This is a genomic window from Leptospira fainei serovar Hurstbridge str. BUT 6 (assembly GCF_000306235.2).
Lineage (GTDB): Bacteria > Spirochaetota > Leptospiria > Leptospirales > Leptospiraceae > Leptospira_B > Leptospira_B fainei.
On the sequence record NZ_AKWZ02000001.1, the window covers coordinates 215936 to 240674 of the forward strand.

The 24739-nt window shown below is 43.3% G+C and carries 11 protein-coding genes; 5 read left to right on the forward strand and 6 right to left on the reverse strand.

Features of this window, described 5'->3' with window-relative positions:
• Positions 1 to 2: 2 nt before the first annotated feature.
• From LEP1GSC058_RS00935 to LEP1GSC058_RS00945, 3 genes are all read right to left on the reverse strand, one after another.
• A complete protein-coding gene (locus tag LEP1GSC058_RS00935; RefSeq protein WP_016547572.1) occupies positions 3 to 10055 on the reverse strand; it encodes a type I polyketide synthase in 10053 nt (3350 codons plus the stop codon).
• Positions 10056 to 10475: 420 nt separating this feature from the next.
• Positions 10476 to 11615, reverse strand: coding sequence for an acyl-CoA dehydrogenase family protein (locus LEP1GSC058_RS00940; RefSeq protein WP_016547569.1), 1140 nt, complete (start codon positions 11613 to 11615; stop codon positions 10476 to 10478).
• Between the two features lie 57 nt (positions 11616 to 11672).
• Entirely contained in the window at positions 11673 to 12521 is an 849-nt protein-coding gene (locus LEP1GSC058_RS00945; protein WP_016547551.1) for a 3-hydroxyacyl-CoA dehydrogenase NAD-binding domain-containing protein, read from the reverse strand.
• A gap of 471 nt (positions 12522 to 12992) precedes the next feature.
• On the opposite strand from LEP1GSC058_RS00945, the gene LEP1GSC058_RS00950 reads away from it, so the two are divergent.
• From LEP1GSC058_RS00950 to LEP1GSC058_RS00960, 3 genes are all read left to right on the forward strand, one after another.
• Positions 12993 to 13799, forward strand: coding sequence for a helix-turn-helix domain-containing protein (locus tag LEP1GSC058_RS00950; protein WP_016547607.1), 807 nt, complete (start codon positions 12993 to 12995; stop codon positions 13797 to 13799).
• A gap of 259 nt (positions 13800 to 14058) precedes the next feature.
• Positions 14059 to 17205: a SpoIIE family protein phosphatase gene (locus tag LEP1GSC058_RS00955; RefSeq protein ID WP_016547525.1), complete on the forward strand. Its 3147-nt coding sequence runs from the start codon at positions 14059 to 14061 to the stop codon at positions 17203 to 17205.
• A 184-nt stretch (positions 17206 to 17389) separates the two neighbouring features.
• A complete protein-coding gene (locus tag LEP1GSC058_RS00960) occupies positions 17390 to 17968 on the forward strand; it encodes a hypothetical protein (protein WP_016547772.1) in 579 nt (192 codons plus the stop codon).
• 33 nt (positions 17969 to 18001) lie between these two features.
• Here LEP1GSC058_RS00960 and LEP1GSC058_RS00965 read toward each other — a convergent pair whose 3' ends face one another.
• Both LEP1GSC058_RS00965 and LEP1GSC058_RS00970 read right to left on the reverse strand, forming a co-directional pair.
• Positions 18002 to 20329 (reverse strand): sigma-54-dependent Fis family transcriptional regulator, encoded by a 2328-nt coding sequence (locus LEP1GSC058_RS00965; protein WP_016547627.1) that lies wholly within the window; start codon positions 20327 to 20329, stop codon positions 18002 to 18004.
• 83 nt (positions 20330 to 20412) lie between these two features.
• Positions 20413 to 21462, reverse strand: coding sequence for a DUF3089 domain-containing protein (locus LEP1GSC058_RS00970; protein ID WP_016547714.1), 1050 nt, complete (start codon positions 21460 to 21462; stop codon positions 20413 to 20415).
• 359 nt (positions 21463 to 21821) lie between these two features.
• Between LEP1GSC058_RS00970 and LEP1GSC058_RS00975 the strand changes: the two genes are divergently transcribed.
• Together LEP1GSC058_RS00975 and LEP1GSC058_RS00980 are read left to right on the forward strand one after the other, a co-directional pair.
• Positions 21822 to 22652 (forward strand): extracellular medium-chain-length polyhydroxyalkanoate depolymerase, encoded by an 831-nt coding sequence (locus LEP1GSC058_RS00975; RefSeq protein ID WP_016547742.1) that lies wholly within the window; start codon positions 21822 to 21824, stop codon positions 22650 to 22652.
• Positions 22653 to 22718: 66 nt separating this feature from the next.
• Positions 22719 to 23306 carry a hypothetical protein gene (locus LEP1GSC058_RS00980; protein ID WP_016547520.1) on the forward strand — a complete coding sequence of 196 codons (588 nt, stop codon included), beginning with the start codon at positions 22719 to 22721 and terminating at the stop codon, positions 23304 to 23306.
• Positions 23307 to 23391: 85 nt separating this feature from the next.
• Here LEP1GSC058_RS00980 and LEP1GSC058_RS00985 read toward each other — a convergent pair whose 3' ends face one another.
• A complete protein-coding gene (locus tag LEP1GSC058_RS00985; protein WP_232224582.1) occupies positions 23392 to 24474 on the reverse strand; it encodes a hypothetical protein in 1083 nt (360 codons plus the stop codon).
• Positions 24475 to 24739 lie beyond the last annotated feature (265 nt).

Here is a 24739-nt window from a genome sequence, read left to right on the forward strand (position 1 = left end):
CCTCAACCTTTCCCGACGACTTCCTTGGATTTTTTCGATTCTTCCGAGAGATGTTTAGCAGACGGAGAAGTAACTCTGAAAGAGGCATCCAGAAGAGCGGACTCTTCTTGGTCGGATTCCACAAATGAATGAGTTCTCTTTTCATAGAGATTCACACCGGCGCCCAAACGGATCTCGTTGTAGCGACGACCCGCATAAATCTCCCTTTTCTTTCGTAATTTTTTATACTCTTGCTTTTGGGATTCATTCAGAGCGGCCCAAAAGAAATTGCGATGCAATAAAAGAACTAATGCTCCTATATGACCGAAACCTAATGTACTCAAGATGCCGGCTTTCCAGAAATTTTTTCCGAAGAAAATAGACTCATCGGTAAAACTAAGCGACGAATAGACGTTCATGTCCGAATCTACGTCCTCCAAATTACGATTTCCCGAGATCACTCCTTCCTCTAAGGATTGAAGAAGCCCGATCGTTTGCCAAACGGCCGCGCCCGCCTTCGGATGTCCGGTAAGCGCTTTTTGAGAAACGACTGCGAGGGAATTACCCGCCGTTCTTCCCAATTTTCTCATCAGCGTATGCAAGAGCCTATTTTCATTCTTATCATTGGCTTTCGTGGACGTATCATGTTTATATACTAAAGCGATATCGTCCGCGGTTAGTCCGAAGCTTAACAACGCATCCTTTAGAGGCGAAGACTCCGTTTCGGAGTCGGCAGCCAAGGAAAGAAGTCCGATTCCCGGAGCTGGAATCGAAGATTGAATACCGTCCGTACGAGAGGCGGCAAATCCTACGATTCCGTAAACAGGTAATCCCATCTGCAGGGCGATATCTCCTCTTGAGAGAAGAATAATTCCCCCGCCTTGCGACTCTAGGAAACCGTTTCTACGGATATCGTTCGGTCTGCAAATACCGGATGGTTCGATTCCTTGTTCGGTCATTTCTTCCGAATTTGCCGTAGCATTCATATCTCCGAAACCGATCATACTTTCTTCGGCGATATCGTCGAATGCACCCGCGATCATAAATTTCGCCTTACCGGAAAGAATCGCGTCTCTAGCAAGTTCGATGGAAATCCCGCCTGTCGCGCAAGCTGCAACCGGCGTCTGCATTGTTCCGTAAATTCCGGCGTACGAGGTTACAGCCCAGGCAGCGGTCACGTTGATCAAAGCTTCCTGAAGCGCGTCATGCTGTCTTTCATCTCCCAAACGATAATCCAAGAATAGGCGTTTGAGCATCTTCATGCCGCCCATACCCGATCCGACGGTAGTACCGACTTGACTAGGATGAATAGTTTCAAAAAGTTCGAATGGGTCCAGTCCGGCACGTAAATATGCTTCGCAAGTACAGTACAGATTATATATCGTAATTGTATCGACTTGCCGGATAAGGTCTTTAGGAATTCCGTATTTTTCGGGATCCCAGCCGTCAGGAATTTGACCGGCGATTTTTCTTTTGATCGCGGACGCTTTCCGAATTTTTAATATAGATCCCTTCTTCCTTTTAATGAACCATTTTTCGGATTTTTGATTATTGTAGACTTCCGTAATTTCCGGCTCGGCTTTTCGAAATTCTTCGGCCTCTTCCGGACCGGATACGGGGATATAGAAGTCCTCTTCCAATACCACATCGGCGAATACGGAAATCTCCGTCGGATCAAATCCGGAACTTTTAACCTCTACTATTCGAATCCCCGAGTGTTTTAGGATTTCGCTTTCATACCTCTCCTTAACTTCCCACTCCGGGACCTCCTCTCCGGTTTTTACGTCCGCCCAGACCTTCCCTTTCTCTCCGGTTCGATATTGAATATAACCCATCATCCAAGCCATCTCCAAACTCGCTTCGAGAGAAAGCATACCGAACTTTTCCAAATCCCAACGTGTGCGGGAACTCCCACCTGGACCAAGTTCGGAGTATCCGACCACGCAAACCAGTTTACTTAGATCGGTTTTAGCGATCGTTTTAAATTCGTCCAAATCCGGCGCATTGGGGATTTCCGGAAATGTCAAACCGTGTTTCGGAAGGGACTTAACCTTTCTAGCCTGACGAGTCGGATGCAATGCCGAGTTTAAGTTTTGGATTTCCGTCGTATGTTTGTTCCGAGCGATTATATCAGCGCGGATTTTAGTCAGGCGTTCTCCTAGATTCTTTACATCTCGTAAATTTCCCGTCAAATCCGCCTTCACAACGCCTAACGAATCGTTTTGCAGACTCCATGCTGCCAAACCGATCAATAAGAATCCCATTTCGGATCGGGAGAAAGTTCTTATCCCCGTTTGATCCTCTAAAATAGGAGCCAGCAAATCGTTCGCTTCCATCAAACCGGTTCCGCGTACCCATCCGATCACTCCTCCGAGTATTCGCACCGAGCCACCCCAATCTGCCGATTCCGAAAATTTCTTCCGAAACAAAGTTTCTAAGCCGAGCTTGGTCTCGGCGTACATTCCGTCTCTGCCGAATATTCCGTGATTCGGAGACAAAGGTAGGATAACGTTTAGTTTACGGCCCGAGTCGTCTAAATTCGCTCTTCGTTTTCCCAGTTCTCCGATCAATTTTTCAACTCCGACAAGCATAATCCGAATCGAAAGAAGCGAAGTATCATCCAAGGCAGAAACCGTATTTTCCTCTCCGATCGCCGCAAATGGAAATAGAAAGTCCGGAGTCCAATTTTTAGAGTCCAACCAATCCGCAAGAGATCGAATATCGGCAAATGATCCTTGCGAAAATGGAACGACTTGAAGAGAGGAATTTTTTACGCCGTATCTCTGATACAGTTCTTTATAAAACCGAATTCTCTCGGAAGAATACGAACTGGTAGTTAGAACGATATCCGCCCCGCCTAGTAAAAAGGCCTTCACTATTTCCGACGCGATGGATCCGGGTCCCGCTCCCGTGACTAGCACTTTCTTTCCTGAAAATGAAATTCCGCTTCGGCAGAGATCGTTTAGAATTTTAGAATATTCTTTAGTCTCCGATTCGTTTCTCTCAAAAGTGGATCCGAAATCTTCGCTGGACTCCAGAAAGGAGAATCTGGAATAACTGACAGCCGGATTTAATTCCACTTCTTCTTCGTCACAAACCAAGGAACCGTTTTCTCCGTCTTTCAAATCCGGTCTGTGAATGATACGAGGATAAACGAAGATCGGAGATTCATCGATTCTTTCGGAAAGACGGTTTTTTAATCGGGAAAATTGCAGGCTCGCATTTTCGAATCTTTTCTTTTCGTCGGATAAAACGGTTTTGTCGGCTTTCTTCTCGAAAAACGCTTTCCAATATTCCAAGATATCAAGAATTTCGGAGTGGGATTGGTTCCCGAAATAGAGAGCATCTTCCTTTGAAAAATCTCGAATTTCACCTCTCAAAAATCGCGCCGCGAGAGCCAAGATTCTCTTCTTCGCCCATTGGTGCGAATTTCGAAAAGAGACGATTTTCTTTTCGGAAAAAACCGGAGGGATCCGATCTTCGTTTTTGTCGGGAATGGAGCGGCCTTCTTCGATCTTACCCAAATCTTGAATTAAGTATTCCGAATATGGATCGTCTTCCAAAAGTCGTTTTCTTAAATCCCGTATGGATTTGGCAAAGGCGCCTTCGAGGCCGAAATACTTTCTTTCCAATGCATCTAAGGCTGCGGCGTCCACTTTCGCTCCGCCACCGCCGTTACCGGAAAAAGCCGATCGTTTAGGAATTTGGATATTTTTCCAGGAAGAGAATAGATCCACCGCTTGATCCAGCCATCGTGAGGATTCTTTCGCACCGGTAAGTCTGTTTTTGAGTCCGATCGAACTCAAGGATCCTTTTCCAATAGATTCTCCGTCACGAGCCGCTAACGGTAGATAAATGCTTACGGCAAAGACTCCACCTTCGTTTAACATACGTTCTTCTTTTAAATGCTGAAAAATTTCCTTTCGTCCGAATTCCGGAGGGAAAAATTTCTTTATCATCTCGTCAAACGCGCTCCTCAAATACGGCCCGGGTTGCTCGTACGGCATCCTATCCGCCAGTACTTGAACGAAATCTTTCAAAGGTTTTTCGTGCGCTCCTTCCAAAGCGTTGGTCCTAAATTCGGAACCTATATCCGCGAGAGCCTGGTTTCGTTTCGAGGAATTTCCACCGAATAAATCGTCGATGGTCCCTGATTCGGAAATTTCATCCACACGAACGCCTGCTTTAAGTGAGAGCAGCGAGAAGAGCGCATCCTTTCGATCCAGAGTTACATTCGGGATTTCGAAAGATGAAACCCTGGAGGATTCGATCGTTACTTCTTCTTTAATATCGGGCCGAACTCCGACATTATTCTCTATAGCAACGGATTGTTTCTCTTTGGAAGAAAGCGTTTCGGAATCCTCGATTTGCTCGCTCCATTCTGCTTCGGGAACGTCTTCTCTTTCATAAAAAACTTCATCTCTATTTTCTTCCAAATGTAGGATTTGAAATTTAGAAGAATCCGTTCTGTCTTTAAGAGTCTGCCTTGCCATACCGGATAGGTCTCCTCTCGCTCCGACATCGATCAAACGATTGACTCCGAGTTCTCCAAAGAGCACTTCTTGCGTCTTAATCCATTGCACCGGCATGGCAAATTGGTATGCCAGTAATTCGATCAAGATCGTTCGTCTAACTTCGTTCGAATCTAATTCTTCGGAATCCTTGTTTAAAAGAGCCGAAATATATTCGCTTCCTGAAACATCCGCTAACGTTTGAAGGAATTCTTTCGATACGCCGAACGGAAGAGCGACCAAATTCGGAATATATTTCCCGTCCAAATCCCGCAAGGGTAGATCTAAAGGAATATTCGTTTCCAACGTTTTGCGGAAATCGGGAACGCCTGAAAATAATATGCGCGAATGGAACGGCACATCTATTCCTTCCAGCCGAATCGTGGTCTTTTTGCCTCTCGCAAATTTTTTAGATTTCGCCTCCAATAATTCCAAAGCCGGAATATTACCAGTTACAGAATATTGCTTATCTCGAATATTATAATTTACTACTTCCAAATGAAGGCCTGTCTCTTGCTTGGCTTCGTTTACCAATTCCAGGATCTTAGCTTCATTCAGACCGACATGGCGGTTTCCCAATACCACGCTCATCGCATAGTTACTTTTTCCCTCCGAATCCCTAGGAACCAGTCTCTGCATAGTAAAACCGCGATTGTATACGATTTTAAATACGTTTTCCGAACCGATAAACCCTCTGGCCGCTAACGCTGAAAACTCTCCTAAGGAGTGACCCGCGAACGGCGAATTAGGAACTAAATGTCCTCTTTTCTTCAGGATAGCCCAGTCTGCGAGGGATTTTGCAACAAGAGCGACTTGAGTAAATTGGGTTAAATGCAAAACCCCTTTGGGATGAACCCAATCTTTTCCACCGCACCGAATCGAAGTCGGATTATTGCGGACTATCTCCAACAAAGAGAATCCTAAGTCGGAGTTCGCGGTACGTTCAGCCTGCGCCCAAATTTCTCTCGCTTCGGGGAATTCCTCCAAAAGTTTCATTCCCATTCCTTGAGATTGTGAACCTTGGCCGGTAAAAACGTACGAAGTTTTGGCCGGAGAAACTAGCGCCTCGGCTTTCAATTTGATCTCGCCGCTTTTGGACTGGAGGGAAATTTCGATAACCTTATTCCCGGATGATTGCGCTACGTGAAAGGCCTCCAATCGCAACTCTTCGTTTAGATAAACCGGAGCTTCGAAGGCTTCCTTCAAAGAAACCAATCTGGACGAATCTCCGCCGCATACAAATCGAACAAGTAAGTTCGTCACTTGGGAGGAAGTCCAAAGTCCGTGAACGATAGGCTTTTCCCAGCCGCCCAGACGGGCAAAATTCTGATCAGTATGAATCGGATTTGCATCTTTCGAAGCGGCGGAATATGAACTCATGTCGTTAGGAGCGCGAAACACTTCGGATGCGATTTTATATTTTTTCTTCAAAGGTATCGGCGATTCAGCCGACTCAAAGACCTGAAAAATTCTATCGAAGGACGAGATTTCGGTTCCGATCGTTCTTTCGTTTATAATAAAATCAGCATATACTGATTCATTACCGAGTTTGTCCAATCTATGAACGATGCCCTCGATTGCGTGCCTGGCCCCCTTTTCTTCCGAAACCGATAAGCGCTTTTGAGTTTGGAAACGTAAAGTATCACCTTGTTGAATTTCGGTAGAATCGACTTTTCTGCGAATCCAAGGAATTTGACGAAGAACATCGGCTTCCGCAAGCGAGGATACGAGAATGCTTTGATCTTTCTGCCGAGAATCGAAACTCGACGAATCGATCCGCAATCCGCGCAGTAAAAAGCCCGTCTCGAAACTTGCTATGCAGACTTCATGATTCCAAATTTCACCCGACACGAAGACTGCCGTTGCATCCGCAAGTTTTTCCACTTTTGAAATCCGTGCCGAGGATGATACGACATCGCCCGCTTTCAAGCTTGCGGCGGCAGGTTTCCAAGAGAAATTCTGGGAAAGATGTAGAAGTCGGAATAAATCCGCCTTCGGGAAAGCGAACAAAGGTCCGACTAGTTCTTTCCAAGCGAAAACCGCACCCATGGATAAGGGCGAAAGAAGACCGTTTTCTTCGTCGAAATCTTTTCGAAAGTAATCGTTTGTCGCCTTTCGGAAATCGACAATCTCAGTCCGGTTGATAACGCCTTCCTTTCTTTTCCCTTTGTAAGCACCGTTTGCATATAATGGAAATTGAATGGACGATTCGAATTCTCGATAATTTCCTAATTTCCAGACGGTTGAATAGAAAGAACGAATCGATTCGGAACGGAATTCCAAATCTTCTAGAAATAGAATATCCGGTTGACTCACTGACATAAATCTTCTATTAAAGGGGATATAATCTCCATTCTGAGGGTGAGAGAAGAAAAGAGTTAACTCAGCGGAAGTTTTTCCAACCAAGCGAAGAATGATAGACGGCAAGGTGTCTCCATCTTTATACGCGCACACTTCGATGAGCTCGCCGGAGTCCGTGGCCCGCCAAGAAAACTTACGGTATAGCGTCGGTGAAAACCAATCGGGTATGTCGGAAACTTTTCCATTCATTCTAGCGGAGGCAAGAAGAGCCGATATCAAACCTTCGCCTTGTCGGCTTAAAAAGGTGATCCAAGTTTCTTTACTAATAAACTCCAACGCTGGTAAGATTGCTTCGATCTTACTTCCCGATCGAACAAACTCCACTCCTTGGAGAGGTTCCGAATTCTTCCGAGGTAGGAATTCCTTCCAAAGTTCTATCACAAAGGGCTCCGCGCCCGACTTTAAACCGTCTACAAAACTTTTCAGAATATCGCAGACCGGTTCGTTTTCTTTTAATAAACCTACTAAAGCCTTAGGACCGGGGATCCAAGGGCAGGCATTCGGATCCATGTCGATACAATGCGAATACCAAAGGGAATCCGATCGAATCCAGCGCACTAGATCCTCATCCAAAATCGGAATAAAGTTCACGGGTTTTCCCGGACGCTTGCATACTTCCAGGAAAAATTCTCGGTCTTCAGGAAGTATGAACAGATCGTTTCCGACAGGATAGATTTCTCGCCAGCGATCCAAGAATGCTCTAGGATCATCTAAATCCTCGATTCGCTGAAGTGCGGATTCTACTTCATTACCAGGAAGTAACAACCTTCCCTCGAAACGTAAGAAGAGTTCTTGCAAGCGAGTTCGAAAACTAAAATCGATAAATGGATGATCCGGCCAATCGCCTTCACTTGACTGAAGTCGTTCCCCGGGACATGTCAGCTCCACGAATCTTTCCAACACGTCGTTATAACTCATGGAATCGATATCGCCAAAGTACGGTTTGGCGGTTTCGTTGATAAGTTCTACCAATTCGGTTTTATGGTCTAAAACGTTGTTTCTAGCTTCCTTCGGCTCTTTACCTTTCGTGATTTTTTCGGCCAACTCGGAAAGCTTTGTCCAAGTATTAGAAGCATAATATATATCGGCTCCTAATCCAGATTTTCCGGAAATGACTCCTCCGATATCCTTTCCCTCTTTTGTTTTCCTCCAGTCGGTATGACCGGATTTTCTTACTAATTCCTTTTTAATCGCAAGCGATGTTTTGCATTCCTTCGCAGCCATTAAACGAGTACCAAGAAAGACGGCATCCACAGGTTTTTTATTCCGGAGATCCCATTCGCCCGATAACCACAAAGCAGAATCTTCCGGCGACCCGATTCCTCCCCCTACTGCGAGAATCAGGTTCGATCTTTTCCGAATTTCTCCATATGTACTTTGGACCAGCTCTTCCAAATCTTCCCAGCTATGATGTCCGCCGGCCGCTCCGCCCTCTATCTGCATCATAAAAGTGATATGCGGAACTTTATCAGCAATTCTTAATACCTTTTGAATCTGATCGACGGTGCCCGGCTTAAATGAATTTAACCAAATTCCTAATGAGGAAAATTCCTCCAACAGCCTGACTGCTTCCTCCGGCTCCGGAATTCCCGCGGAGATCGTGACTCCGTCTATCGGGGCTCCTTCCGATTTGCATTTCTTAACAAGAGGCACTTGAAGATTCCAAAGATAAGCATCAAGATAAAGAAGGTTAACTATGATTCCTCTTCCCGGCGGAAGCTCTTTGCGAATCACTTCCATTCGCTTTCTAAAAAGTTCCTCCGTAACCTGGCCTCCTCCGGCCCATTCGACCACATAGCCTTCTTTTGCAGCGGCTATAACGATTTCGGGTTCCACTGTGGACGGAGTCATACCGCCGCCGAACACCGGTGGACGCCCTGTCCATCGAGAGTATTTATTTAGAGGGAATTCCTCCCCGTTAGCCAGTTTTCCGAACGTTACCGCATAATCTTCCCAAGCAGGAGGAAAGGAAAAAGAATCGTTCTTCAAGAATGCGCGAAATCGCTCTTCCTGAGTAAGATTTTTTGCTACGAATGAACGGCCTTTTAAAAAAGGTACGGAAAGCTTTTCTATAAAATTACCGGGGCCGAAGGATACAAGAAGTTGTTTTCCCGCACTGTCGATAAGAGAAGAAAGAGCTCGATTCCAATCCAATAGATCTCGAGAAACCATCGACGCAAAATCGTTGGCCAAGTTCGTCCCGGAGGAGGAAGTTCGCAGATCCTGTCCGTTACGCGTATCGTAAAGGGCTATTTCCAGATCCTCCGGTTTAGGTGAAAATCCGATTCGTACGAAATCGGCTTCGACCATTTCAGGAACATCGACAAGGAATGGAGAATGAAACGGGATGGAGGCGCTAATAAAATTCCAAGTCCTCACGCCTTCGAATCCGGATCTAGTTAAATAATCCCTAAACTTCAAGAGGGCTTCCGGAGATCCGCCGAAAACCCGATCGTTGGGACCGTTTATCAGACAAAGAAAAACCCGATCGGATGAATCGATTGATGAGTTATAATTTTTTAAGATTTCATCCAATGAATCGACTTGCTCCGAAAATCTCATTTGAGCCATAGGAGAATACGCCTCTCCTTTTTTCGCTAATCGCCTCAGGACTTCCGGATCCACTTCCATTTCCGGGTAAACGATTTGTGCGCGAAGTATCAGAAAAAAAAGAGCGGAAAACGTTTTTTCGAAATTGTCTAGAAAGATTTCCTTATTAGGAGAGGAAGATAAGAGAAGCCCGGCGAATATTCCCTGGGAATGCCCGTAAATACCCGCAGTATTCGAGCGAAATAGTTTCCAATCCGAGTCGTTCCTGAGAAATCTGAATAAATTTCCAGCCTGAGCCGCAAAAACGAGAGAAACACTGTATAATGAAGATTTTTGAATTAAATCTCTTGGAACGGAATCCGGGTCAAGCAACCAACCACGTAAAGCGAAACCTTCGGGGAACAGAGAGGCCCATCCTTCTTTTTGAACCTGAGACATGCAAGTTCCTAGGGTTGCATAAAGTCGCTGGAAGAATTCCGACCCGTCTCCCTCCGTTTCGAATAATGACATCAATTCCGGTAACGGATTATTTCCTTGTCCGGCAAATAAAGCGCTTACTCGCGCGTCTCGCGGCAGAAAATTTCGAACTACCCCGCTCGCTGATTCACCCATAATGATATCTTCATTTTTTTTTAGATTTTCCACCGTCTCCATCGCTATTCCCCTTCCTCTAAATTTCATTTTTTATATTATATATTAATAATATTCTAGTAATATCCTTTTAGATATATCCATGAATTGAATTAATACCTCGCCAAAGTCAACCAGATTGAATTAAAAAACTTTGAACGACCCGGCTAAACGATGACCCATAGCCGAATCGTTCAAATTAAATTCTCTTCTCAATACTCGATTCTCCAATAAACTTGAGCATATCAAAAACAAAAGCCGAATCATTCAAAATGAATTCGGCCCGACATAATAATTATAAATCAATTATATAGTATATAGTAATAATTAATTTAATCCTTCCGACGAAAATATTGGACATCAATAACTCACAGAAGGGTGTAAAGACTTAATTACCTTCCCTTTCTTGTGAATCCGGGATAACTAGGATTTATAGAATTTTCCTTATTGTAAAAGCATCTTAGAAATCACGACTCGTTGTATTTCGCTGGTCCCTTCATAGATTTCCGTAATCTTTGCATCTCGAAACATTCTTTCCACTTCGTAGTCGGTAATGAATCCGTATCCACCGTGAATTTGAATGGCTTCCTTTGTGACGAATGTCGCGGCTTCGGAGGCGGAAACTTTGCACATCGCCGATTCCAAGGCATAATTGGGTAAGTTTTCCTTGGCCCAAGCGGCACGGTAAGTAAGCATCTTACTTTGCTCGAGCCTGGTGAACATATCCGCTAGCTTGAACTGAATTGCTTGCAGATCGGCGATCGGCTTTCCGAATTGTTTACGATCTTTCGCATATGATATCGATCTTTCGAATGCCCCTTCTCCGATTCCTAAGGCCTGAGCCGCAATACCGATGCGCCCACCGTTAAGGGTTTCCATACTGATCTTAAAACCTTGGTGCTCCGCTCCTAAAAGATTCTCCGCAGGAATTCGAACCTCATCCAAAGCGAAAGCCGTTGTATAACTGCCTCGGATCCCGAGCTTATTTTCGTTCTTCAAAATAACCACGCCCGGCGACTTCAAATCTATAATGAAAGCTGTGACGCCTTTATGTTTCAGGCTTCGATCCGAAGTGGCAAATACGACGCCTGTTCCAAGATGTGCGCCATTCGTGATGAAATTCTTACTCCCGTTCAGAATATAATAATCGCCTTCCCTCCTATATGTCGTAGTAAGATTGGCCACGTCGCTTCCCGCGTCCGGTTCTGTCAGCAAGAAACAACCGATTTTGCGACCCAACGCCAAGTCAGGAAGCCATTTCTCTTTTTGTGCATCCGTACCGAATCGATAGATGGGATCGCAAGCAAGCGAAGTGTGACCGGAAATCAATACTCCTGTAGAGGCGCAAGCTTTCGAAACTTCCTCTATTATAATAACGTAAGAAAGAATATCCAAGCCGGCTCCCTGGTATTTCTCCGGCAGATAACTTCCTAAAAATCCCATTTCGGCAATCTGAGAGATCAGATCATCCGGCATTTTATGCTCTTCGTCGATTTTGGAGGCGATCGGTTTGATTTTCTCCTCCACGAATTCTCGAACACTTTCTCTTAATGTTACATGCTCTTCACTTAATTCAAAATTCATAATTCCATCTTCCTTTACTGGTTCGAGAAACCCGTTCATTCGATTAATGAACGAATTCTAATTCGTATAATTATAAAATCCTTTTCCGGATTTCCTTCCCAGATGTCCGGCTTCGACCATTTTTACGAGCAAGGGGCAAGGTCTATATTTTGGCTCCTTAAACCCGCTAAACAAAACATTCATAACCGCAAGGCACGTATCCAGTCCGATAAAGTCCGCCAAAGTGATCGGCCCCATCGGTTGGTTCGTCCCAAGCTTCATCCCTTTATCGATTTCTTCCGGTTTTCCGACTCCTTCATAGACCGCAAATATGGCCTCGTTAATCATCGGAATCAGTACGCGATTAACGATAAACGCGGGATAGTCTTCCGACACACAGGATTCCTTTCCTAACCTATGTACTAGAGCTCGAGCCGCTTCATAAGTGCCGTCGGCAGTATTATGACCGCGAATGATTTCCACCAATTTCATTAGAGGGACCGGATTCATGAAATGTAATCCGATCACGTTTTCCGGTCTACTCGTCGCCGAAGCGATCCTGGTTATCGAAATGGAAGAAGTATTGGAAGCCAGAATGGAATCCTTTTTTGCAATCTTATCCAGACGTTCGAATAAGCTTATTTTAATTTTTTCGTCTTCGCTGACGGCTTCGATGATACAGTCCGCATCCCGTAGTTCTTCGAGGTCTTTGACTTTGTCGATTCTGGAAATTGCCGCCTTGATCTCCGATTTGGCAAATAGTCCCTTCTTAGCCAGTCTCCCTAAATTTTGCTCTATGCTGCCGATCGCCCTTTCCAACTGCTGCTCACTGATGTCGAATAATCGTACATGATAACCGAATTGCGCTAATACTTGTGAAATTCCCGAACCCATTTGCCCGGCTCCTACTACCCCTAACTCATTCATAATTCTCTCCTATAAGAACATTTCGATCGGTAATCGCCGGATCGCTTAACGAAAGAAGAACCGTACGGAAATCCCGGATCCTCGAATCAATGAAGATTCTAAAAATTCGGAATTCCGCACGGGTGATAGCCACTTTAACGATACCGCATTTTAACCCCTGGATCGGTTTTTAGAATATTTAGTGATTTGAATGTCAAATCGGATCCAAAAGTAAGATAACTTCATTAGAAGCGAATATAGCGCTAGTCATGGAAATATTCGTTTATAATTAACATCCGTACAATCCCGATCGCCTACCTTCAGCGTTACTAGGACGATACATGTGTTGCTTCGATAAAGCTTGAATGTAACGGCTCGCGTTGATAAATATACTTGAACGTTTCGGCTAGCGATTGACATTTACTCGATCGTTGAATTCTTTTGCTTTCGCTAAAAATAGAAACTGGAAGCATTGTGTTAAGAGGATCTGGAATGAAGAATTCCCTTTATATTTGGGATTGCCATGTTTTATTTGCAGCTTGGGAGGAAACGAGCGCGATGCATAGTTTATATGCAGCCTCCATTCTCATTGCGGTAGACAAACCCGCTCACCTTTTTCTTCCGAACAAACCCGCAATCGAGTTCACGGGAGTCTTCATTCCTCCCAACCAAATGTACCGCGAAATGGCTAAACAGACCCACGTTCTAAATTTAAATATAGATCCGGATTCGGTGCTCTTCGAAAGAATCGCAGGTAGCTTAAATGCAGGGATTCAAGTCTTTGATTCGAATAAAATTCCGAATCTATCGGAAATCGTTGAGAAAGCAATGTCGGACGACACCACGGACGCTGAAGCATTTATTATATTACAAAATCTAGTTAATACGATTTTCGGATCGATTTTACCTTATAAAGAAGCGAAAGCTCTGGATAACCGGGTTATGACGGTCGTGAATCATTTGCACTCTTTGGCGCATATACCTCATCCTCAAGAGATTAAGCTCGGGCATTTAGCGAAGTTGGTAAATTTATCCGAAGATAGATTCAGACATTTATTCAAAGAAACACTTTTCATTTCGGTTAGAAAATACTTATTGAATTTAAGGCTCAAAGTAGCGGCAAAGAATATGCCGAGATGCTCGAATTTAACCGAGGCGGCTCATATAGCAGGATTTTCAGATTCGGCTCATTTTAGCAGGACGTTCAGAGCGACTTACGGTCACAGACCTTCCGTCGTTTTTCGAAAATCAAAACGAACTCGCATTCGATCGATCGACGAATCGTTGACCGGAATTTGACCGATATCGATTCTCGCTCCCGACATATTCGCGTAAACGATATCGTACGTTCGAAAGGAAAAAGCTTCTAAGCGATCGCTATTTCTATAGATCAGCGAAACATTGATTAAGTGAAGGAATTTTGACCTAAACTTCGTCGAAAAAGAAAAATACGTTCCCGGCCCGGCTGTATTGAAATAGAGAAATATAGTTGAAATATCGTTTCTCGTCGTTATTGTTTTCTCTCTTCATTTATTAATGCTGATTGGATTTCGATAGTATGGATTTGTTTCAATGCAATTTTTATTTCTTTGGGTCCGCTTTAGCGAGTTCCTTCGGACTTTTCGTCTCACAATTTTTCCTTTCACTTAAGGAAAGAACCCGACCTGCTCTTCATCTGGGTCTATTCAGTTTTTTTTTCTTCCTCTTTCACTTAGGTTATGTGATCGGGTTCAGTTCTTCGGCCGAATGGACGGTTTATCATAGATTAATCGTTATCCCGTCCTCAATGGTCATCTTCATCGAGATCTTCACCTTTTTCTTTTATTTTCCCGAGCCGAAGGGAGTAAAGATCGGAAATACGATTCGAATCATTCTATATACCATCGCTTCATTCTTCGGCGTTTATTATATTTATTCCTCCTTAAACGCTCCGAAGGCATATAATATCGGAAGCCATTACTGGGACTTTGAAAGCCACGGATTCTACAAATGGTTTTCGCTTTTTATCTTATTGATGACTTTGTTTTTTATCATCGCCGGAATCTGGAGAGCTTTCGTATCCAAGGGCAAGGAAAGAAGAGCCGTTATTTATTTTCTTATAGGCTTTTGCGTCGTCGGTGTTCTTCCGGGAATCATGAACTCACTCAGCAGGGACGGTTCGGTATCGAGAGCTTCCTATCAGCAAACTACCGATTTGTCCTTAGTGATCGGTTTATTTTTAATCGTGATCCTTTATGCAAACGTTACGAAAGAAAGAACCACGATCTTAAGTAGGATCACCGCCATAACGATGGCAACTTGTCTCTTAACATTGCAACTCGTAGGATACTTCGTTTTAAACGGATATGACGATTCCTTCGATCAAATTCGAAACCAAGAAATCAAAGCCATCGTCAATGAAGGAGAAACGCCCGATGGATTGATCTACTTGACTTCCTATACCCCTAAATCGGATAAATTCGATTTCCCTTATAAAAAGGAGATCGCATCTTTAAATACTCGTACAGAGTTCGAGATGCGTTTTACGCACCTTCGGATTCTACTTTGCAATCTTGGAAATTTAAAAGGAAAAGAGCGATGGAAAAAATCGCAAAGCATCTTGGAGGAGGCGCCTCCCGAATTCTTCGTTTATAAAGCCGGAATTAAGGAATTCTTAGCTTCGAAAAAAGAATCGGCCGTCTCCGATTCGGAAATGGCGTCGTTCTTCAATTTGCTTACGGACCGATTCGGCGTTATCCGAAGTAAATATCTTCATCTTCCGAACAAAGCGGACAAATCGAGCGTCCTTAATCTATTGAAGGATAAAGACCCCTCTATCTTAGCAGGACTCTCAACTCTGAAGCGGAGTTTGGAGAACGAATCCTTCGACGCAGACGGAAAAGCCTCCGAGAAAATTCTACTGCCTATATCTCCGATGATAGAACCGGGAAAGAGGATTTATCGGATTCTAAAATCGAATCACGAAGGAAACGAAACTAATACTTTCACAGTTTCTTATATGTATAAACGACCCGATAACGATTCGCTCTTCGAAATCGGCTTTCAATACGGCATGTTGAGAAACTTCAATCATTCACCTTCCTTGATCTTCGTCTATTCGCTCATAGCGGTAGTTCTTGTCGTATCGATCGGATTCCGATATTTCTTCCGATTAGCCTTAGTCATTCCGTTAAACGAAGTCGTTGACGGATTACAGGCTATTAACGCTGGAGATTTAAATTATAGATTGCAGCCCAGAGTAGAGGACGAAGTGGGTTTTATCGCGAGATCCTTCAATCGGATGGCGCGATCCATTCAGGCTGGGAGAAAACGTCTAGATAGATACGCAAAGGAACTGGAGCATAAAGTAAAAGAACGTACGATCGAATTGGAAAATACTCTCAGCGAAGTGCGGGAACTAAAGCGATTACAGGACGGGGATTTTTTCCTTACATCGCTCTTAATCAAACCCCTCGGATCCAATAAATCCGAAAGTAAGGATGTTAAGGTCGATTTCTTTCTTGAACAAAAAAAGAAATTCACGTTTAAAAATCGAGAGGATGAAATCGGCGGAGACCTGAACGTTTCGAATAATATTCAGCTAAATGGACATCCTTACGTCGTGTTCCTAAACGGAGACGCGATGGGAAAATCGATGCAAGGTGCGGGAGGAGCGTTGGTTTTAGGGGCGGTCTTGGAATCCATAGTAGAGAGGACCAAAAATGTGGAGTCCGTCCGTTCAAAATCGCCGGAACGATGGTTGAAGGATACTTTTATAGAGCTTCATAAAGTATTCGAAAGTTTCGAAGGTTCGATGCTCGTCTCCTGCATGATGGGTTTGATCGACGAGACAACCGGATCTTTACTTTATATAAATGCGGAACATCCGAGAGCAGTCCTTTATAAAGATGAAAAGGCCGGTTTTATCGGCGAAAAATTCAATTGTCGCAAACTAGGAACCACTGGAATCGAAGGAAACATTAGGATCGAAACCTTCCAATTATCTCCCGGTGATAGCATTATCGTGGGCTCCGACGGTAGGGATGATATTTTAATCGGCAACGCTTCCGACGGTAATCGAATCATCAACGATGATGAGGAACTTTTTCTAAAAATGGTGGAAGAAGGCGAAGGGAATCTAAATAGCATTTACGAGGCAATATTGCGCGAGGGAGAATTGATCGACGACATTTCTATGATTCGTTTATCGTACAAAGGCAGTGTTTTACTCGACCATTCCGTCGATGAAGACTATTCGAATCGTGTAAAAGAATTATTATCCGCGGCCAAAAAAGCCGAAAACGAGGAGAACCTAGTGGATGCAATCGCTATCCTCGAAAAAATCGAAGCGCTTGATCCGAGAGTACCGAGGGTAAAGAAAAAATTAATTAAACTCTTTCTCAAGAACGGAAAGTACGATCAAGCCGCTCGCTACGCCGAAGACTATCTTCAATTACGACCTATCGATAACGAAATCCTTTTTATCTCTTCGGTAATTGCCAGAAAAGTGGGCGAACTCAACAAAGCAGTCGAGTTAGGAGAAAGACTAAGACTTAGAGATCCGGAACATTTAAATAATCTAATCAGTCTCTCGAGAGTTTATATGACTTTGAAGAATTACGGAAGAAGCAAAATCTTACTCTCAGCTGCTCTGAAAATCAATCCCGAGTCGGAGATGGCTTTAAAACTATCGAACGCATTAAGCAAGATTACACCCAACTCTTAGAAAAAAGTTTTCACGGTATTCAAGAACGATTTCTTCTAAAAAATAGTCGATCCACCTTTCCGCCAAAAGGACCGAAAAATCTCGGCTTTGCGATAAAAAAGAAAGAAAAATTGTCAATAAATTTATTTAACGTTGATAAAAATGTACTGCTCAATTGTTATGATTCCAGATGGAGGAGAAACCGTTGTACAGAAATTACGCAACCCTATTGCTTTCGTTGATTCTGCTTTCCGATTGCAATAAAGCGGACAGACTCTCGTTAGACTCTTCGAGCGCCACAGGTCTTTTCTTGGATCAAGTTTTATCCGGCTTGACCTATGCTACCCAAAGCACTCAATCCATTAACGATTCATGGACTTGCCCCTCTTTGACGAATTGCCAGAATGTTTATGATACCCAATTCGTATTAACGGATGTCTTAACGATAACGATCTCGGCCGTGACCGGAGCTTCCGTTCTACGGTTATCCGTCTATGGTCCGGGAAGCGCGTTGAACGGGACGAATTTACTAAACGGTAGTGTCAATGATAGGACCTGCCCATCCCCTCCCACGAATGCAAACCAGAACGTCGGTGATTCAATCTCCACTACGATTTCTACCTTAGGTGTTTATCGAATAGCCGTAGGTAGAGACTGGGGATCGAGTGCAGGTTCAAGCGGCAATTATACGTTAAAGGTGAATACGACGAAAAGCAGTATGACGAGTCTAGTTAAGACTGTTACGAATACGGTAACCCTTTCGTCCGGAATGCAATGCCCTTAACAAGTTCGTTTTGAAAACACGGAAATACGTTCTTTATTCCATTCCGAGTTGTCGCATCTGATATTGCAATTTTCCCCTCGAAATTTTTAGAAGACGCGCAGCTTCTGATTTGTTTCCGGCGCATTGGTTTAATGCCGCTTCTATTAATCTTCTAGAATACATCGAAACGAGCGGTTCAAAACCGGCAATATATGCGCTATTAGTCACCGGCGTTAAGGATGTGTTTTCCATTTTAGAATTCTTTAATTCCATTATTTCTGAAGGGAGGTCCGTAACATTAATCGTATCTCCTTTAAAGTGGACCAGCGTGCGAATAATACAATTTTCCAATTCTCGAATATTCCCCGGCCATGAAAATTGTAAAAACAAGTCCATCACTTCTTCGCTGATTGAAGGCTTTTCGATTTCCATCTGTTTAGAATAATTTTCCAAGAATCGATTCACTAAAAATGGAATATCGGACCGTCTCTCCCGTAAGGGAGGTATGCCGATTTCAAAAACATTAATGCGATAGTACAAATCTTCCCTAAACGTTCCCTTAGAAGCCATTTCCTTCAGATTTCTATGGGTCGCAAAAATAATTCGACACTCCGCGTTTAATTCGGTTCTACCTCCGACATTCTTATATTTTCGTTCCTGCAAAAGTCTCAATATTTTCGGCTGAATTTCAAGAGGCATCTCCCCAATTTCATCAAAAAATAATGTTCCTCCTTTAGCCTCGGTGACTAAACCCGCATAATCCGATTTCGCGTCCGTGAAAGCGCCTTTCGAATGGCCAAAAATTTGACTTTCCCAAAGATTCACAGGCACTGCCGCACAATTGATCGGGACAAACGGTTGATCGCTTCCTCTTCCAAGTTCGTGAATGAAAGCGGCGATTATCTCCTTTCCCGTTCCGGTTTCTCCGGTTATCAAAACAGGCTGCTCTTTGTTGGCAATTCGCTCCACCCGGTCCACGACTGCCTGCATACTCCTACTCGCATAAATAAGCGTCTTATTAACGAGATTTCTTTCTTGCGGAACCGCGTCATAAATCGAATCTCTCTCCAAAATCGTCCTTTCAAGGTTGGAAGTATACTGCTGTAATTCTTGGCGAGCTTCTCTCATCGTGTTAACCATCGAGTTGAAAGCTTTCGTAAGAAGACCGATTTCATCCCGATTACGCACTTCGACCTGAACGGTTAATTCTCCCCCTTCGACTCGGTCGACTCCCTGCAATAATTCGGAGAGCGGGTTGAGAATGGAGATTTTCATGAATATCAGAAAACCGACGATTAAAACGAACAGGCTCGCTATTAAGCGAATAGCCCAGTCCAGAATATAACGATGTATAAAATTACGATAGGACTCATAGCTGAATCCGACTTCGACTTTTGCCGTTTCATTTCGATAAACGACGATCGGCTTTCCGTCTTTGGAAATAAAATATGACCGGAACCCGACGGTCACGTAAGGATGGTCGGAGGAAATTCCGTTCTTTGGATTCTCTAAAATGTCGGATATGAAAATAACGTTCTTTGAAGCGGACAGGGATTTCAAATCGGCCAAACGGGCGAATTGAAGACTATCATATTCGTTTTCAATAGAATGACTCAATCCTCCTAACATTACCTGCGAAACGGAAAGAGCCATCGCAAGAACGATGGTAAGAATGCGGACTACCAAAGACGTCTGGAGATTTCCGTAACTGACGAAAAAAACATGAAACACAAAAAAGCCGGCGATAACCGAAATTACAAAAACGTTTACGAATACATAGGCATCTACTTGTCCCAAGCGAAAGAGTGTTAGAAAAACAGTAGGAACGATAAAGGTAAGGAAAAATGCGAAAAGGATTCCGATAAGCGCGATTCTTTTCTGTCCTTGGTTCCGCAGAATTTGTATGACTGCGACTATAACGATTCCGAAAGAAAGTAGCAACGAATAGAATGCGACGATTCGACCTTGAAACGTAGCCGTTAAATCCCAATAGTGCCCGTTAAAGTGAAACGTTTTACTTTCTTGTCTTGTTTCCCAATAGAACCAAACGGACACCGCAAAACTAATCAGAAGTTCGATTTGAAAAATAATATTCGAATTCTTTGTGAAAATCTTAGACGGGAATTTGAAAAAAAAACCCTGAAAAAAAACGGCTGCAAAAAGAGACGCAGTCACCGAAATCCATCGATGCTGCGCCCCTCTCGGATCCAATTCGATTGAAGCATAGACGCAAGCCGAATATAAGAAAACTAAACATCCGAAAGAGATCGTTAGTTCTTTTATCCCCGAAATTTTATTTCTTACTTCGAGGCAATATAACACGCCAAGCAAACAAAGCAATACTGCTATTAAAAATGAAAGAGTCAGAAATTGCAGGTACATGAAAAAAGAGTTTTCAAGTTAGCATTCTTTCTAAGAAGATCAAGCAGCAATTTTCGAAAGTCCGAATCTCAAGTGTAAATATTTCAATCTTTTCCTTTTTTGGAAAAGTATGCATCTAATCTTTCACGAATATTCATTCTTATATCCAGGTAAAAAAGTCCGTAGTCGGCGATGTGATAATTTTTTTTATTCCCTCTTCGAGACTCGTACTCGGGATTAGATGGCAGATCGACTTGCAGCATTTCTTCCTGACATTTGGTCCCGACGTAATTTCGATCCACATGAGAGAATCCGATTCCAACCGCTCCTTTGTGAAATTCTTTCGAGGTTTCCGGGCTGTTCTGGATCCAATTCACCGGATTAACGCAAATCCCTCCGACATATCGCTCCGCAGCAAGTGCAAAGTCGCTTAGCTGCGAACCCCATTTTTTCGAGTTCCAACTTACGTAGCAACCGATGTCTTTTGAGTCCTTGCATATTTTTAAATTGGAGAAATCCGAAGAATGGATCGCCCAACCTGGAAGGTATGCTGCAACAAAATTTGGAAGCTTTCTCTTATCCAGATATTCCTTTAAGACGGAAATTAGCATCATAGATCCTTGGCTATGACCGGCGATAAAGAACGGCCTTCCTTGATTATAGTGCTTTAAATAATACTCGAATGCGTTTAACACATCTTTTCTTGCAATCGAGAATGCCCGCTCGCCGCTTCCACTTTGGTCGACGAAAGAATAAAGCACCGCCTGCCTATACCGGGGAGCATAAATTCTTGCCGATTCGTTAAATACCGAGGCCTGCAATTTCAACGGCGAAATCCCATAAACGATTAAACTGCTACCGATCTCCGCATTCCAACCTTCTCCTTTGATGAAAGTAGTGGGATGAACGAAAAAAACATCCGCCTTCGCTTGATCCTGTAAGTTTTTAAATTCCGGAGAATTCGGAACCTCGTCCGAATCGTCCTTTATTGTCGGAAGCGCTGCCCAAGATTCCTGCTTGGAATAATCCGGAGATGAAGGAACTTTATTTTCTTGGAATGCACCGGACGGCTTAATCCAATATAAGAATAGGGATGTACAATTAGTGAAAAGCAGGCTACACATCAGTAATTGTAAATATAAAGTATTTTTCATACTATCAATGTTCTCCTATACCGAAAGTAAATTACTCTCGGTAAGTTTTTATACGGAGTGAATTGCAATAAGTATGCCATATAATCGAGATATTCCGTACGTTCGAATCCTTGCATTCATCCCGTTTCGCGATTTTCAATCGATCCAGCCTGATTGATTTCGATCAGATCTGGTTTTCAATCGATTAAAACCGGACGGCAATGTGAGGCCGAAAATCTGAAACCCGCTTTCCGTTTATTATTCTGCGTCAGCATTTAATACAATTGTTATATTAAATAGATTTTTTATTCGGCATGATACTTGCTCTGATGCTGGTAAACCCAGGCTATCGAAAACATAGGACTGGTGAGGATGAAAAAATGTTGAAGAGAATAACTCTGTTATTGCCTCTGTTAGTAGGCAGTTTCTTTTTTACAGGAACGAACGAACTGGATGCGGCTCGATGTCAAACCAGCGGTTTTTTATTAAAAACAACCACTTGTACTTACTCGAGCATGTTACTTGAAGCGTTACCCGGTACGTTTCGCAATGTTAAATACCAAGTACCTGAAGGAACTCCACCAGCAGGCGGTTGGCCTGTGGTTATTGTATACCAAGGTTCCTTTTTTCCGGTAGAATTCACTAGAACCGAAGGAACTCCTTTCGGCGGATATTATGAATTACAAGTTATCGAACGAATGCTAAATAACGGATTTGCTGTTATTGCTCCCGATGCCGCAGCGGATTTGTTTTGGGAAACTAATCTTCCTGGATTTTCGATAGCTTACGAACTGTCAGGCGACTACCGATATTTAACTAATTTGTTCGCTGCAATCCGAAAAGGAACATTCGGCCCCATCAATCCCAATAAGAAATTTGCTACGGGAGTATCTAGCGGAGGGTACAATACAAGCAGAATGGCAGTCTCTTTCCCAGGAGAATTTAAGGCTTTAGCGATACAGTCGGGATCTTATGCGACCTGCGGCGGCCCTTTATGTATAGTGCCTACATTACCGGCAAATCATCCTCCAACATATTTTCTTCATGGTTGGCTGGATATAGTAGTTCCATGGTGGACGATGGATTTATATTACGAAAAACTTCGCTCTCAAGGAATCCCTACCGGTCTGTATACGGACTATTTCGCCGGACACGGCTGGTTCTCGGCCTCCCCCGACAAAATTTACGCCTGGTTTAACCAGTATCGTTAATACATTTCGGAAAAGCCCGGCATACAATCGTGTCGGGCTCTTTCAAATCGCCTCTTGAGGATAATCATGAAATTCTTTACCAAAACGAATCCGTTATTCGCAGTCTTCCTTCTTCCGCTCTTACCTCTGATACTTTCCATAATACTGCTCTCCCAGAAACCGCAATCATCTCTTTCTACGGAAAACGAAGCGGAAGAAGTTGAGCTTAGCTCATCAATCCCGAACGAACCTGAACCGGCAAAAGCGAATAATAGCGACTTATTTAGCTCGGATAAAGTTTCAGAACTGGCTAAAACGACTTTGGTAAAAATTCCTTTTACCCATCTTTCTCTAAGCGGAATGTGGGATAATTTGGAAGATAATATCTTCAAGCCTGATTCGAACCCGACTCGCATCGAAGCGATAAGATCCTTTCATGAAAAGTTAGATTACCTTGAAGGAAAGGAAAAATCCATCGGATTAACCGTCTTCGAGCAGGATGAATTCATTTCTCTTCAATTGAAGAAAAAAAAGGACCTTCGAGAGGTCCTAAAAAAATCTTACGAACAGTTTAAAGAAGGGCTTTCCGAAGAGCAAAAAAAAGACTTTAATTTGCAGTTGCAATCGATCGACGATTCAATCTTAAAACTCTCGAATAAAGCTTCACGAAAATAATAATCCTGCACGTCGATAAGCAAGCGAGTCGGCCATTGCACAAATTCCGTCGAATTGTAAATCAATGAACCCTATAAGCATTTTTCTAAAACGATGCCGTGAATACCGGGCCGATTGCCCAACCTCTATTAAATGATAGTAATATTTCCGGTTCCGCATACAGATATGTCGCCATAATCCCCGCATTCGGATGAAAGAAGAACGCGAGTGTCGCCGAGACATTCCAAGCTCCTTGAGTGAAGTTTCTCCTAGCATTGATCGTAAGACTTAGGAATTTCTTGTAATCGAAGAAGAATACCATTCCCACGCTCCGCCCTTGCCTCTGAATCGGAATCATTGAATCAACGATGCTAGCGGAACCGGTTCCTTGGCCGTACCAAGCGTCCTGCAGAGCTCCCGGATTTTGCGGATACCCGTTTTGCTGAGCTTGTATCGCGCCTGCCGTCGTCCTTACATTAATATGATAATAGTTTCCCGCGTATTGGAAATAGGGCGTAATATTCCAACTTTGGATAGGTAATTTTATCCTTAGCCCCGCTTTTCCTATATCCGAATTGTATCCGTCATCTGCGTCGATGACCGGAAACGATTCATAAAAACTGTTTCCTCCGGTTGTACCGACTACGTTGCGTACTTTATAATATGCTCCAAATGCACCGTAAGCGACGCCAACCATCGGTTGAACATATTGACTAAATTTAAAATAATAGTCTAAACTTGTGGAATAAATATTTCCACCCGCATGCCCTTCCGCAATATTCACGCCGACAGGCGGCTTATTCAAAGGCGAGAAATTTACGTCGACTCTTGCGTAGGCTGCTTGAAAGACGAGCTGATCACTCAGTATCATAAACTGAAATCCTTTTTGAGGACCGTAACCGTTCAATCCCAAATCCAATGATCCTGATTGTGTTAGGCCGGTCGCGCTTCCTAAGGATGGAATTTCTCTCTGCCCGTTAATCGGGTTAACATAATTAAAAGGAAGCTTAGTCTGCAATTGCAAGTCGAACTGACCGGCCATCGCACCCAAAAGAATTCTCCATTTTTTATTTTTCTCGTCCGTAGCAGGGGTCGATTCCTCTGCCAAGATCGGCAATCCGGTCAGCGCAAACAATCCTAAAATGATTATAAACCGCATTAAATTTTCTTTAACTTTTTCTCGCATCATACTTCTCCTCGATCTATTTTTCAGAATGCCCGTATACGTTGCTAAAGCATAAGGGAGTCACCCTCCTTAAGCATGTTCCGTGCCATGCGAAAATTATTGAGAAGAGCTTCTAAACCGAGTCGAATAAGCTTAATAATATATTTCTGATCGTATTCGATTGAAATTGATCGATCATTTTTTTACGAATCGATTGAAACCAATCAGATCGATACGGATTTGAGAATCCATCGAGTGTAGAAAGGGAATTGGAGCTTGAATTAGCGGT